Source organism: Flavobacterium sp. 102 (assembly GCF_003634615.1).
Taxonomy (GTDB): domain Bacteria; phylum Bacteroidota; class Bacteroidia; order Flavobacteriales; family Flavobacteriaceae; genus Flavobacterium.
The window spans coordinates 1,277,757-1,292,448 of record NZ_RBKX01000001.1; the positions used below are offsets into that span (position 1 = coordinate 1,277,757).

The 14,692-nt window shown below is 35.2% G+C and carries 12 protein-coding genes and 1 tRNA gene; 6 read left to right on the forward strand and 7 right to left on the reverse strand.

Annotated features, from left to right (window positions below; genetic code table 11):
- The 4 genes from lptC to C8C84_RS05685 are packed head-to-tail and all read right to left on the reverse strand — an operon-like array spanning position 1 to position 3,815.
- Complete coding sequence (gene lptC / locus C8C84_RS05670; RefSeq protein WP_121312614.1) at positions 1 to 552, reverse strand: LPS export ABC transporter periplasmic protein LptC; 552 nt, start codon at positions 550 to 552, stop codon at positions 1 to 3.
- Positions 552 to 1,826 (reverse strand): lipopolysaccharide assembly protein LapB, encoded by a 1,275-nt coding sequence (locus tag C8C84_RS05675; RefSeq protein WP_121312615.1) that lies wholly within the window; start codon positions 1,824 to 1,826, stop codon positions 552 to 554. Before C8C84_RS05675 ends, lptC begins: the two co-directional genes overlap by 1 nt.
- 10 nt (positions 1,827 to 1,836) lie before the next feature.
- Complete coding sequence (locus C8C84_RS05680; protein WP_121312616.1) at positions 1,837 to 3,090, reverse strand: hypothetical protein; 1,254 nt, start codon at positions 3,088 to 3,090, stop codon at positions 1,837 to 1,839.
- On the reverse strand, positions 3,087 to 3,815 hold the full coding sequence (locus C8C84_RS05685; RefSeq protein ID WP_121312617.1) for a type III pantothenate kinase: 729 nt from the start codon (positions 3,813 to 3,815) through the stop codon (positions 3,087 to 3,089). Before C8C84_RS05685 ends, C8C84_RS05680 begins: the two co-directional genes overlap by 4 nt.
- Positions 3,816 to 3,947: 132 nt before the next feature.
- On the opposite strand from C8C84_RS05685, the gene C8C84_RS05690 reads away from it, so the two are divergent.
- From C8C84_RS05690 to C8C84_RS05715, 6 genes are all read left to right on the forward strand, one after another.
- Positions 3,948 to 4,023, forward strand: a tRNA-Phe gene (locus tag C8C84_RS05690).
- Between the two features lie 47 nt (positions 4,024 to 4,070).
- Entirely contained in the window at positions 4,071 to 4,358 is a 288-nt protein-coding gene (locus C8C84_RS05695; protein WP_121312618.1) for a GIY-YIG nuclease family protein, read from the forward strand.
- A 197-nt stretch (positions 4,359 to 4,555) separates the two neighbouring features.
- Positions 4,556 to 6,724: a S9 family peptidase gene (locus C8C84_RS05700; protein WP_121312619.1), complete on the forward strand. Its 2,169-nt coding sequence runs from the start codon at positions 4,556 to 4,558 to the stop codon at positions 6,722 to 6,724.
- Between the two features lie 28 nt (positions 6,725 to 6,752).
- Positions 6,753 to 8,444, forward strand: a complete 1,692-nt coding sequence (locus tag C8C84_RS05705) for a peptide MFS transporter (protein WP_121312620.1) — start codon at positions 6,753 to 6,755, stop codon at positions 8,442 to 8,444.
- Positions 8,445 to 8,522: 78 nt separating this feature from the next.
- Positions 8,523 to 10,181 carry a peptide MFS transporter gene (locus tag C8C84_RS05710; RefSeq protein WP_121312621.1) on the forward strand — a complete coding sequence of 553 codons (1,659 nt, stop codon included), beginning with the start codon at positions 8,523 to 8,525 and terminating at the stop codon, positions 10,179 to 10,181.
- Between the two features lie 133 nt (positions 10,182 to 10,314).
- On the forward strand, positions 10,315 to 10,782 hold the full coding sequence (locus C8C84_RS05715; protein ID WP_121312622.1) for a thioredoxin family protein: 468 nt from the start codon (positions 10,315 to 10,317) through the stop codon (positions 10,780 to 10,782).
- Between the two features lie 10 nt (positions 10,783 to 10,792).
- Here C8C84_RS05715 and C8C84_RS05720 read toward each other — a convergent pair whose 3' ends face one another.
- Genes C8C84_RS05720 through lpxB form a run of 3 tightly spaced genes read right to left on the reverse strand, consistent with a single transcriptional unit; the run spans position 10,793 to position 14,670 of the window.
- Positions 10,793 to 12,820, reverse strand: coding sequence for a ComEC/Rec2 family competence protein (locus C8C84_RS05720; protein ID WP_121312623.1), 2,028 nt, complete (start codon positions 12,818 to 12,820; stop codon positions 10,793 to 10,795).
- Between the two features lie 40 nt (positions 12,821 to 12,860).
- A complete protein-coding gene (locus C8C84_RS05725) occupies positions 12,861 to 13,511 on the reverse strand; it encodes a C40 family peptidase (protein WP_233549731.1) in 651 nt (216 codons plus the stop codon).
- A 46-nt stretch (positions 13,512 to 13,557) separates the two neighbouring features.
- Positions 13,558 to 14,670, reverse strand: a complete 1,113-nt coding sequence (gene lpxB / locus C8C84_RS05730; RefSeq protein WP_121312624.1) for a lipid-A-disaccharide synthase — start codon at positions 14,668 to 14,670, stop codon at positions 13,558 to 13,560.
- Between the last annotated feature and the right edge of the window lie 22 nt (positions 14,671 to 14,692).

A 14,692-nucleotide genomic window follows, 5' to 3' on the forward strand; every position in this document is an offset into this window, starting at 1 on the left:
TTATTCTGATGATTGGACTTGTCCAGATATTTTTTGTGAGTTTACTTTTTTAAAGTCTTTGCTAAAATCGATTCCTTCGCCATAAGAAACGCCTTTTGGAGAAGTAAATTTAAACTTTTTTTCGGTAAAAAACCATTCGTTTTTTTGGTCGTAATACAATTGTTCTGTTTCCAGCAAATCTCCGTTTTGGCTTGAGATTCTTACATTGCCTTGCAGGTCAATGATATTAGTCGCCTTGTGCGAAACGGCATAATTGGCATCGATTAGGGTTTGTTTTCCGTTTTTGTCAAACAAAGTCAAATGCATGCCTTTAGGAAATTCGGTATAAGGGAATTCCACTGTGGCATAATCGAGCATTTTCGGGCTGATTAAATTGGCCGTAATCCGACCTGAATCGGTATATTTTAAATTGATGGAATCTGCATCACCGCTTGGAGTAAATTCGGAAACACTCATTTTTTGAACGTCTTTGAAATTACTTTCACATGAAGCAACCATCAAGCAAAACAATAGGGCTAAAAGCGGAATACTATTTTGGAGAGTGCGTTTCATTATTTAGCAGGGAAAGTGATGGTTTCGTTAATCCAACATCCGATGGTCAACGATTTTCCATTCATTTTTTCTTTGTTAATCTCGGCTTGAGAAGGAGATTTTGAAGCTAATCTTTCTACAATTTTGTCAGCGGCAGCTTTCATTTTCGGCTCGGCTACAATAGCTTTTTTAGCGGTTTGTAAAGCTAAATACTTAATGGCTTTTTTTTCAAAATCAGTTTTTCCACATTCGTCAGCAACATTAGCGTAGAGTTCTGCTAAAAACAAATAAGCACTTCCCAAAGTTGGGTCATATTGTAAAGCTTTATTCAAACTTTCTTTAGACTTGGCTTTGTCACCAAATAATAATCCGGTGGCTAAAGTGTAATATATTTTTGCTCTTGCCTGTGGATTGGCTTCTAAATCTGCGGATTGGGTATAAAACTTTATGGCTTCTTCAAAATTCTTTTGCTTTAAGGAGTTTAAGGCCATAAAGTAAGCCGATTGAGAAGTAGCTTTGGTGGCATAAAAAATTTGAGCCATTTTGTTGAAAATCGGTTTTGCGCTACACTTGTCACCAAGATTTGTTAAAGCACCTAAAATCCAATCGTTATTGTCTGAATTCAATTGGTATTTATTTTCATAGTAAGTGGCCAAATTATCGCAGGTTGTTAAATCTTTTGCCAAAGAATTGATGCCGCGTTGGGCTGTTCTGTATTCATTGGCTTTATCCGGATTTGTATTCTGTAAATTGGAAAGCATGGCATTAACCAAGGTGTATTTGTCCAAAACCAATTCGGCATTAAACTTTTGATTTCCGGCTTTGTATTTTTCATGGCACAAACTGAAATAAGTATAAATGGCATTCGCATTGGTAATGCTGTCTGAGGCTCTTGAAAAAGCGTTGTCGAGTAAACTTAAAATCTCGTCTGTTGCTTCCATCTTATTGTCGTGTAAAGCCATCGCTTTGTAGACTTCAAAATCGGTTGTCGTTGACGGAAAATTTTTGTTGTATTGGTCATACAATTTCATCAGGTCGCGTACCAAAGATTCTTTCTCTTCAGCATTAGCAGCATTATCGATTTTGTATTGTAGAATAAGGATTCCGTCAGTATAAACGATTTCGCTTTGTTTTGGGCAATTTTTTCTCACCAAACTCCAAGTGTCATAGGCATCTGCAATATTCCTCGCCTGGAAAAGTTCTTGGTAAGTTGTAATTGTTGATGAACAGTCAAACTTTTGAGCATTGCTATTGGTAATGAACAAGATAGCAATTAGAGAAAAAAATGCTTTCATAATGAAATTTTTAGTCAATTTTACGCTTCACAAACCACCTGTCACTTAATGATAACCCAACGCTGATATTAAAATAATTTTCTTCTACCAAGTTGTAATAAGTAGTACCTCTTTTACCCATTTCCAATCCGATGTTAATTTTGGAAAAACTACCACCTAACGGAAGGCCGAAACCAACATTTACAGCAGTATCAGTAATGGATTTACCTTGAATGACCAAGCCTGTATTTTCATATCGCAACCCACCACGGTAAGTAATTCTTTTAAAATAACTTGAATAAGAGTTAAAGTTAGGAATAAAATAACCGCCTAAGCTATATCGAGTAGCATTTTCGAATGAAGCACCTTCAATATCTGTAAATCGATTTGACGTGACACTGGTGTTCAAAAAGGTTACTTCTCCACCAATCAGCCATTTTTTTACTTGGCCAAAACCTGAGCCAAGAGCTAATTTTGAAGGTAATTTAATTTTAGTGTCGCCAATGCCTTCAACTTCTTCTCTTTCAATAACGTTGATACTTCCTGAGCCGGAAAATTGTATGATGTCAATGGTGCGCCCATTACCCAATCTTAATTCCGATTCGGGGGTATAGGTTAGACTGCTGAAAAAGGAGAATTTACTGTTTATTTTTGTTTGATAAGTTGCTCCGAAGTTTGCATTAAATCCGCTTACTTCTGAAGTGTTAATTTCTCTGGTGCCATATTGGATATCACTTTGGTATCTTAAATTGGTTGTTTCAATAGTACCAAAGTTATATTGGATGTCTGCACCAATGTTGATTTTTTTTGTCAATTGATAACCTGCGCCAACAAATACTTTATTTACACCACCTATACCACTGTATCTTGAATAGATTGGAGTTGCGTCATCCGACAAAGTTTGGATTTTGTATCCAACAGAAGAATAAGGAATCAAACCAAATCCAAATCCTAATTTCCCAACCGGAATTCCAATGGCTAGGTAATCAAAAGCAGTTCTACGGGCTTTTGCTTCTTGGGTTTCTGTTTTAGATGTCGTGTTTGCGTAAGTACCGCCAAGAGCAAAAACGGTCAATTTTAGACTCGCTAATTGGGCCGGATTTTGTAGATTTAAGTGAATGCTGTCAGGAAAAACAGAAACACCACCCATAGAGCGAGTGTCAATGGTTCCTTTAAATTTAATATCACCAATTCCGTAAAAAGAATACGGGGAAGAAGTTCCCTCTTGAGCTAAGGCAGAGAATGAAAAAAGTAAACAAAGGCTTACTGCAATTTTTTTAATCATTTTTGATTGTATTGAAAAGTTTGGTTCAAACTTTCCAACAGAAAATTTGAATTGGCAAATATGGTATTTTTTAATCGTTTAGCCAAAAATTCTGCATCGCCACCCGTTAAAATTATGATAAATTTAGCGTATTGCGCTTTATACTGTTCGATAAAGCCATCAATTTCAAGAGTCACGCCATTGACAATGCCTGAATGTATAGATTCTTCTGTCGAATTTCCGATTACATATTCCGGATAGGCTTTTGTTAATAAGGGTAACTTCGCCGTGAATTGGTGTAACGATTCATAACGCAAACGAATACCGGGAGAAATAGCACCTCCCAAATATTGATTGTATTCATCGACAAAATCATAAGTAATACAAGTGCCGGCATCAATTACCAATCGGTTTTGATTGGGAAATTGCAAAGTAGCGCCTGTAGCTAAAACCAATCGGTCAATGCCAAGTGTTTTTGGAGTACTGTATAAATTATCAAAGGGAAATTGACTTTGATGAGAAATAAAATGAATTGAAGTGGTTTTTTCAAAAGTCAAAAAGACCGATTTGTCGATATTTCCAACAGAAGCAACAACAATTGACTTAATTTTCGAATATTGTTCTAAAATAAATTCAAGTTTTTCAATCATTTCTTTTTTGTCAAAAACAAAAACCTCTAAAAGAGTATTGTCTTCAAATACAGCTGTTTTGATACGAGTATTTCCAACATCTATGGCTAATAGCATACATCGATTTTTAATGAGGCTAAGGTACGAATAGATTTTTTTTATTATTTGTTTTGGATAAATTAAAAATCGTTCTATATTTGCACCCGCAACACCCAAGGCATACAGCCGAAAGGGGCGTAGCTAAAGCAAGGTATCTTAGCTCAGTTGGTAGAGCAATGGACTGAAAATCCATGTGTCCCTGGTTCGATTCCTGGAGATACCACCACAAAACCTCGATAAGAAATTATCGGGGTTTTTTGTTATTTTTACAATATGCATTTTCTTTATGTACTTTATTCCGCTTCAGCCAATAAATTCTATGTCGGAGAAACTAATGATATAGATAATAGGTTATTGAAACATAATAATCACTCATATGATGGCTCTTTTACTAAAATAGCTGGAGACTGGAAAGTTGTTTTATTGTTTGAATGTATTTCAAAAGATCAAGCTTTTAGACTTGAGAAATTTATAAAGAAAATGAAAAGTAAAATCTTCATTGAAAAAATCATTGTTAATCCAGAAATCTTGATAGATATTATTTCAAAAAATAATTTTTAATCCATATGTCACTGGTTTCCCCTAAGCTTCGGGGCTGGAGATACCACCACAAAACCTCGATAAGAAATTATCGGGGTTTTTTGTTTTCGATAATTCTACAAGTCAAAAACCCATCTGAAACTGCATTTAACATAAAAATATGAGGTAGTTTCTAATTTTTTCACTAAAATTGACCTCTTTTATAATCAATCTTTACAATGAAATTAAAACAAGCAGTTGTACTGTTCCTATTATCGTGCTTTTCAGTATCGGCACAACAAAAAATAAGTGTAGAAGAAATTTACACAGGAGCATTCAGAGCTCAAGGCATGGACGAACTCATTGCCATGAAAAATACCAACCAATACACCGTGCTCAACTTTGACAGAAACACGAGAACTATGCAAATCGATTTATATGATTTTGCAACCCTAAAAAAAATCAATACTTTAATTGACACTAAGAACTTCTCAGAATTAGCCAACGGTATTGACAGCTACGTTTTCAGCAAAGACGAAAAGCAATTGTTGATTGCTAATAATACTAACCCAATTTTTCGTCACTCCTTTACCGCAGATTATTTCCTTTACAATTTAGAGACCCAAAAACTAACCAAAGTCTTGGAACAAGTTCAAGAACCAACTTTTTCTCCTGACGGTGCTAAAATAGGTTTCGCCAAAACCAACAACCTTTTTATTTATGATATCGCTTCCGCAAAAGTTACTCAGGTTACGACAGACGGAAAGAAAAACAGTGTCATTAATGGTATCACGGATTGGGTTTACGAAGAAGAATTTGCTTTCGTGAGAGCTTATGATTGGAGTGCCGATGGGAAAAAACTGGCATACATCCGTTTTGACGAAAGCGAAGTCCCTGAGTTTTCAATGAATGTTTTCAAAAAAGATTTGTATCCAACGGTGGAAACCTTCAAATACCCAAAAGCAGGCGAGAAGAATGCTTTAGTTTCTTTATATGTTTACGATGTGACTTCGGCTGCTTCAAAAACTATCAATTTAGGTAATTACAATGATTTCTACATCGCCAGAATGAAATGGACTAATGATGCCAATGTTCTTTCGGCCCAAGTCTTAAACCGTCACCAAGATAATTTAGACTTGCTTTTTATTGACGGAACTACCGGAACTGCGAAAGTAGTTTTGAACGAAAAAGACAAAGCTTATGTAGATGTAACCGACAACCTAACATTCTTAAAAGATAATAGTTTTATCTGGACATCCGAAAAAGACGGTTACAATCACATTTATTTGTATGACAAAACCGGTAAGTTGAAAAACCAAGTGACCAAAGGCAATTGGGAAGTCACGTCTTATTATGGTTTTGATGAAAAAACAAAAACAGTTTTCTATCAATCGGTTGAGAATGGTTCAATTGTGAGAGATGTATACCGAATTGGGTTAGACGGAAAAAATAAAGTAAAATTATCACAACAAGTAGGAACGAATGCTGCGACTTTCAGTCCGAATTTTGAGTATTTTATCAATACCTATTCGAGCGCGACCCAACCAACAGCTTATACTTTGAACAGTTCTAAAGACGGAAAACAAATTCAATCGATTGTTGATAACAAAGCGTTAGCCGAAAAACTTAAAAAATACGATTTACCAAATAAAGAATTCTTCGAGTTAACTACCGAAAAAGGGCACAAGTTAAATGCTTGGATGATCAAACCCAAAGATTTTGACGCCTCAAAAAAATATCCGGTTTTTATGTTTCAATATTCCGGTCCCGGTTCGCAGGAAGTGGCTAATAATTGGTTAGACACCAACGACATGTGGTTTATGATGTTGGCGCAACAAGGCTATATTGTAGCTTGTGTAGACGGAAGAGGAACCGGTTTTAAAGGCGCTAATTTCAAGAAATGTACCCAAAAAGAATTAGGTAAATTTGAAGTTGAAGACCAAATCGATGCCGCAAAAGTCATCGGAAATTATACTTATGTAGATAAAGCCAGAATCGGTATCTTTGGCTGGTCTTATGGCGGATTTATGAGTAGCAACTGTCTTTTTAAAGGTGCTGATGTTTTCAAAATGGCGATTGCGGTGGCTCCGGTAACCAATTGGAGATTCTATGATAGCATTTACACTGAAAGATATCTGCAAACACCACAAGAAAACGCCAGTGGTTATGATGATAATTCACCTATTAATCATGTAAACAAATTGAAGGGAAAATTCCTTTTAATTCACGGAACCGCTGATGACAATGTACATGTTCAAAACACGATGCAAATGATTGAAGCCTTGGTGCAAGCCAACAAACAATTTGACTGGGCGATTTATCCCGACAAAAATCATGGAATTTATGGTGGCAAAACCAGAATCCAATTGTACAACAAAATGACGAATTTTATCAAAGAGAATTTATAACTAATCAATACATACTAAAACCAATTTTATGAGTGAAGCTACAGTAAAAACAGGACATCCAAAAGGACTTTGGGTATTATTCGGAACCGAGATGTGGGAAAGGTTCAACTTCTACGGAATGCGAGCAATTCTAACCTTATTTATGGTGAATTCATTGATGATGAAAGAAGAAGAAGCTTCGATTATTTATGGAGGATTTCTTGGGCTTTGTTATTTGACACCAATGTTAGGAGGCTTTATTTCTGACCGTTTTTTCGGAAATAGAAATTGTATTATGCTTGGAGGTGCCATGATGGCGATTGGACAATTGATGCTGTTTTTTAGCGCCAGCGTTTTTAGTACCAATTTAGGTTTAGCAAATACCTTAATGTGGACAGCCTTAGGTGTAATTGTTTTTGGTAATGGATTTTTCAAACCAAATATTTCTTCAATGGTGGGAAGTTTATACCCAAAACAAGAAAAATCAAAATTGGATACGGCTTTTACTATTTTCTACATGGGAATAAACATTGGAGCATTTTTAGGTCAGTTTATCTGTCCGCTTATTGGAGATGTAAAAGATCCGGGCGGTATCAGAGATGTTCATGCTTTCAAATGGGGATTCTTGGCAGCATCGATAGCGATGATTATTGGAACGGCTATTTTCTTTTTCTTGAAAAATAAATATGTAGTTACACCGGAAGGCAAACCAATTGGTGGTATTCCATCAGGAAATGATGCAGGAGATTATGAAGAAGGCGAATCACAAAAAGCGGTGTTTTCTATGAAGTCAATTGTTACTGCACTTGCTGTTTTTGCAGTTGTCTTCTTTATTTTTAATTATTTTACTGAAGGTGAAAATGTGGTAAAAATCTACATTTATCCATTTATTTATGCTAGTGGCGTTTCACTTGCCACTTTAATATTGTTAGATAGTACATTGACCAAAGTAGAAACCCAACGTATTTGGGTAATTTACATTATGTCGTTCTTTATCATTTTCTTTTGGGCGGCTTTCGAACAAGCAGGTTCGTCGTTAACATTCATTGCTGACAACCAAACCGACAGAAATATGTTTGGTTGGAATATGCCACCATCAATGGTTCAGATTTTTAACGGTTTATTCGTTGTAATCTTCGCTTTCCCTTTCAGCGTGCTTTGGGACAAGTTAAGAGCCAAAAATAGAGAGCCGCTTTCAACAGTGAAACAATCGATAGGATTGCTTTTAATTGCATTGAGTTATTTTATCATAGCCAATAATGTAAAAGATTTGGGGAACTCAGGGTTATTAGCCATCAAATGGTTGATTTTGTTATATTTAATCCAAACATTTGCTGAGTTGTGTTTATCTCCAATCGGATTGTCTTTGGTTGGTAAATTAGCGCCAAAGCGTTTTGCTTCATTAGCCTATGGTGTTTTCTTTATTTCGAGTGCTGCCGGATATGCTTTATCCGGAACTTTAGGCTCAATTCTACCAGCAACAGGAGATAAATTCAAAAAAGCGTCTGAATTAGGGATTGATTTGCAAGGTGTTTTAGACAAGTCAGTCATACCAACTGCAGAGCAAACTAAATTATTGGCGGAAAACCAAATTACTGATCATTATCCATCATTTGCAGGCTTTGAAATTACTAGTTTGTATGAATTCTTTATGGTGTTTGTAGTGCTTTGTGGAATTGCTTCTATTATTTTATTCTTATTGACACCGGTAATCAAAAAAATGATGCACGGCGTGAGATAATCACAGATTAAAAATATTTTTTATATCTTTCAAACCTACAAGAAACCCTTGTAGGTTTGTTTTTTAAATTAAGAAATTATGTGGAAAAGTCACCCTAAAGCGCTGCCTTATTTGTTTTTATCCGAAATGTGGGAACGATTCGGATACTATTTAATGATTGGTATTTTTACCTTGTATCTTAAAGATGTTGAGGCAGGTTTTGCCATGACCGAGAAAGAAGCGTCTGATTTGTATGGCACTTTTATCGCTTTGGTATTCTTAACACCTTTTATTGGAGGCTTGGTTGCCGATCGTTATTTCGGTTATAAAAAATCAATTGTGATTGGAGGTTTGATGATGGGTGCCGGATATATGCTGATGGGAATTCATGACATTACTATGCTTTATGTCGCTATGACTTTGGTTATTGTTGGAAACGGATTCTTTAAGCCCAATATTTCTACACTTTTAGGGAATTTTTACAACGACGAGCAATACAAAGACAAGAAAGACGAAGGTTACAACATTTTCTACATGGGAATCAATGTCGGTGCTTTTATCTGTAATTTCTTTGGAGCCGCTTTGCAAATAGTATTAGGTTGGCAATACGCTTTTATGGCTGCCGGTGTCGGAATGCTTATCGGTGTTGTGGTATTCTTAATGGGAACCAAACATTACGGAGATAAAACCGAGAAAAAGGGGATTCAAGAAGGTGATATGCCTTTCTATAAAATAGTGTTGTTTATTTTGGTGCCATCGGTAATCTTTGGAGTAATTGGTTGGTTTTTAAAAGGAGTACTTACAGAGGCCAATCCGGATAGCTCCATCTTTGGTTCGGATAGTACCGATGCGTTTATCTTCGCTTGTATTCCGGTGATTTTCTTTTACGGAAGTTTGTATTTCAAAGCCAAAGCCGAAGACAAAAGACCCATCGGTGCTTTGTTGGCCATTTTTGCGGTGGTGATTTTATTTTGGGCAGTATTCAAATTGAATGGTTCTGCACTAAATACTTGGGCTGACCGTTATACCGACAGAGAAATCACAGGTACAACGCAAACAGTTTTTAACGGTTTAAAATTATCTAAAGAAGTCGAATATAAAAAGGATTCTACAGAGTTGTATGATTCCGGATTCCGTCTTCAAAAAGAGAATGGAGAAGTAAAAAAGGTAGTTGATTATCCAATTTATTTCAGAAACGTAAAAGAAGAAAAGAAACCTGAAGAAGGAAACAAAATCAGTATTTGGGCCACCAATTTGAGTCAGTCCATCAATCCGGGTTGGGTAATTATTTTGACGCCATTGATAGTCGCCTTTTTTACCTATTTGCGAAGTAGAAAAAAAGAGCCGAGTACACCAACAAAAATTGCTTTCGGATTATTAATTTCAGCCTTATCTGTTTTAGTAATGGTCGCTGCGGTTCATATTGGTAACAATGGAAGCGAGAAAGTTTCCGTTTGGTGGTTGGTCGCTAATTATGGCGTAATTACTATTGGAGAACTTTTCCTCAGTCCAATGGGATTATCCGTTGTTTCTAAGTTATCCCCAAAAAATATTACTGCCTTGATGATGGGCGGTTGGTTTTTATCAACTTCTATCGGAAACAAATTGAGTGGCGTTTTGGCCAGTATGTGGGATACTTACGATGATAAAGCAGACTTTTTTTGGGTGAATTTCGGTTTGCTGATGTTTGCTACTTTATTGATGTTTGCTTTGGTGAAAAAATTAAATAAAGTGATGAAAGAAAAAGGAATTAATTAATTCCATAACTTTAATATTTGGTTTATTGATGTCATTAATTTCATTTTCTGAGGGAAAAATTAAGGCAAGATGTAAAATAGCCGACAGTTTTTGGTACTGTTTTTGTTTATATTTGTAAAAAAAATAATAACACATGAAAAAATTAATCCTTACGTTATTCCTGGTTTTAGGGTCATTAACGATACAAGCGCAAGAATTAACCTGGCAAACCGATATCAATAAAGCCATGGAAATTTCAAAAAAATCTAAAAAGCCATTAATGTTATTTTTTACCGGAAGTGACTGGTGTGGTTGGTGTATCCGTTTGCAAAAAGAAGTTTTAAAAACACCTGAGTTTGCTAAATGGGCCAAAGACAATGTTGTTTTAGTTGAATTAGATTTTCCTAGAAGAACTGCACAACAACCCGAGATTCAAAAACAAAACATGGAGTTGCAACAAGCTTTAGGGGTAAGAGGTTATCCAACAGTTTGGTTTGTTAATGCTACTAAAAAAGACGGAAAAATAAACTTAGAACAATTAGGAAGTACAGGTTATGTTGCCGGTGGACCAACACCTTGGTTAGAAGGTGCCAAACAAATATTAGCACCAAAAAAAGCATAACTAATCAGCATTAAATTTTATAGAATCCCTTTTCATTAGTATAGTGAAAAGGGATTTTTTCTTTTCGGCAAGTCGATTCCCAAAGTCTTACATAGCTTTTAAAATTCGAGCCATCTACAACAATTTCTTTGGGTTTATATACTGTGAGTAAGCGTTCAAAATTGAGCTTTGGCGAATGGGTAATGATTAAAACATCGGGTTTTATTTTCTCTGAATAAACGGCATAACTGTCAATCAACATTATTCTTTTGTTTTTGAAATAGAATACATTTTGTAGTTTCTTTTTTTCTTTGGCTTCACAAAAGTTGCCAACCAAATACGATTGAATAGAAAGATTGCTTTCCAAGGAATTCAAAATGCTATCATTGCTGTAAACTGTCACAAATCTATTTTGCCTTTGGGTAATAATAGTGCTCTTTTTTGTATTGAAAACAATCAATTCTTTCACGTTGTTTGTTTTGAATTTAGTGTCAATATAAACAATTTGTAATGCTATAGTGCTCAGTAAAGCTATTGACAATCTTTTGAATTCAGGTTTTTTTAACCAAACTATTATAGCGATAATCATTACATAGGAAACCCAAAGCATTGCAGTGGTAAACGAAATATTGCTGAGGACAAAATCCTCAAAAGAAGCTATCCAATTAATAATATGGTTCTGAAGTTCTATCAGGAATTCCAAGGGTTTCACCACAAGAAAAGAGACTTTTCCGAAACAAGCTGTTATGATGGCGATCAAACCTACAATCATTATAATTCCGAGTAAAGGCAGCACGATGATATTGGTTACAAAAAACAATCCGGGGAATTGATGAAAATAGTATAGGCTTAAAGGCATGGTGCCAATTTGTGCCGCAAATGAAACCGTTACGATGTCCCAAATGTATTGGGTGATTTTATATTTTGGTTGCCAAATTTCAGATAGTAAAGGTTGTAACCAAAGAATAAAAAACAAGGCCAAATAACTCAGCTGAAATCCAATATCAAACAAAAATGAAGGTTTCCAAAGGAGAATTAATAGCATAGATACTAATAACGTATGAAAATTATTTACGGTTCTTCTGAAATGATTCCCAACAGCTACAAAGGAGAACATAGTCACAGAACGCACTACCGAAGGCGCTAATCCGGCTAAAATCCCATAACTCCATAGCGATAAAAGAATAATAATAAGTTTGATTACAGCATTTCTTTTGGTATTCGCCATTGGCTTCAAAAGAAAAGTAACAAACAGTAAAATGAAACCAACATGAAGTCCGGAAACAGATAAAATGTGGACAGCGCCGGCCAATTGGTAATCTTTCAAAACTTCCGGTGAAATGTCTTGTTGTTGCCCTAATAAAAAAGCAATCATTATATTAAGTTCTTCAGTTTTAAAACGAGAAGTTTTCAGATTTTGAATGATTTTAGTGCGAAAATTAGAAAAACCTGACCAAAGCGTTGACTCGAATTTACCAATTGTCATTTGTTTTTCATCAATATAAACTTGTGCATAAATCTCTTGATTTTCCAAATACTTACCATAGTCAAACTGATTAGGGTTAAATGGATTTTTGCTTTTATAAATACTGCCTGTAACTTTGACATGGCTGCCAATTGGGAAATCTTCAATCTGATTAGGTTTTCTAATATTGAGAATGATTTTTCCAAAACTTTGTCGGTTGTCAATGGTATGTATTACCGAGACATAACGGGAATTTTTGGGAGTACTTTTTAATTTTTCGTGAACTACAAGTTTGATTTCATGAAATGAATCATCTTCAATCTGATTGAGATAATGATTTTGGCGTAAAGTTTCTTTGTGAAAAAGACAAGTCGAAATGCCAATATTGAATGAAATCAGTAAAGTTAAAGTCCCAAAAATGAATTGGTAAATCGGTTTTTTTTTAGATAAAAAATGAAAAAACAATAAAAATAGAATTCCAATCAAAAGACTTATAAACACCAAAAACGGCTCAGGTTGGTACTTTTGATAGAAAATTATGCCTAGAATAAAAGTTAACGCAACTCTTGCTAATGGAAATTGTAAGATTTTCATGTAACTAAATTACATGAAATTTTTAAAATATGAAAGAAAATTACATTAAAACACGATTTATTTGTACGAAAGTTCTATTGTAATAAGGTTCTTTAGTGGAAGAAATGATTACGCCACTTTGGGTAGAAGAGTGAATAAATTTAACTTCATCATGGCTGACTTCAACGACCATACCAACGTGGTTGATTCTTCGCCCACGATTGATGAAGAAAATCAGGTCGCCTTTTTTGGCATCTGATAAGTCAACTTTAGTGCCAACAGTAGCCATTTCATGAGACGAACGCGGTAAAGTAATGTCAAATTTTTTAAAAGTTGAATAAACCAAGCCTGAACAATCAAAACCGGATTTTGTTGTGCCGCCGGGACGATAGTTAACCCCTAAATTGTCCGAAGCACTATTGATAAGTTGCTTGATTAAATAACTCGCATCTTCGCTTTCGATGACAATATCTTCATCATTTTTATGGTTAACGCCGCCGGTTTTTTTGGAGGTATTTTGCTTCTGTGTAATATCCTTGTTTTGGTTTTTCTTTTTCTTTTCAGCACTCTTCATTTCTGAAACAGCAAGGTTTTTTGGTTCGGTATAAAGTCCTTTTTTAACTGCAACTTCCTTTGAAGTTACAATGTTAGACGTAGGTTTACAAGCGGTAAACAAAAGTAAGATAAGCGATATATAGACTATGTTTTTCAAATAAAAGTGTTTTTACAAAAGTAAAAAATAGAGTTTGGAATCAAAACTACTTCAAATCATTTATGATAAATTTAGCAGTTTTTTCACTGGCACCAATACCTCCTAATTTGGTTTCCAATTGGTTGTATTTTTCCAAAAGTGATTTTCGGTGTTCTTCGTTAAGTAACTTAGAAAGCTCTTTTTTTAGATTTTTTGTATTGAATTTGTCCTGAATTAACTCGGTCACCACTTCTTCGTCCATGATTAAATTCACCAAAGAAATGTATTTTAAGGTGATGATTCTTTTGGCAATTTGGTACGAAATAAAACCACCTTTATAACAAACTACTTCTGGTACTTTAAACAAGGCTGTTTCCAAAGTCGCCGTTCCTGAGGTTACCAACGCTGCTTTGGCAACACTCAACAAATCATACGTTTTATTCGAAATGAATTTGACATTTTTATTGGTCAAAAACTGTTCGTAAAAATGATAATCCTGGCTAGGCGCACCGGCAATCACAAATTGGTAATCGCTAAAATCATTCACAATGCTAAGCATGACGCTGAGCATTTTTGAAATCTCTTGCTTGCGACTTCCGGGCAGGATGGCTATAATAGGTTTGTCATCGAGATTATTGTCTTTTCTAAAAGTAACTTCGTCAGTTTTTACACGGTTGTGAATGGCATCTATCAAAGGATGCCCAACAAAATCAACCTTGAAATGGTGTTTGACTTCAAAGAAATCTTTTTCAAAAGGCAGAATTACAAATAGTTTGTCGAAATCTCTTTTAACCGCTTTGATTCGGTTTTCTTTCCAGGCCCAAATTTGTGGCGCAATATAGTAATGGGTTTTGATACCGCGTTCTTTCGCCCATTTGGCAATTCGCATATTAAATCCCGGATAATCTATAAAAATAATCACATCTGGATTAAATTTTTCGATATCGGCTTTACAAAATTTTATGTTATTTAGTATGGTTTTCAGATTCATTACTACTTCAGCAAATCCCATAAAGGCTAATTCTTTGTAGTGTTTAACCAAAGTACCTCCGACACTTTGCATCAAATCGCCACCCCAAAAACGAATCTCGGCAGATTCATCTTCTTTATAAAGCGCTTTCATCAAATTGGATCCATGCAAATCGCCCGAAGCTTCGCCGGCAATGATGTAGTATTTCATTTTTTGCGTGTTTATTTTCTAT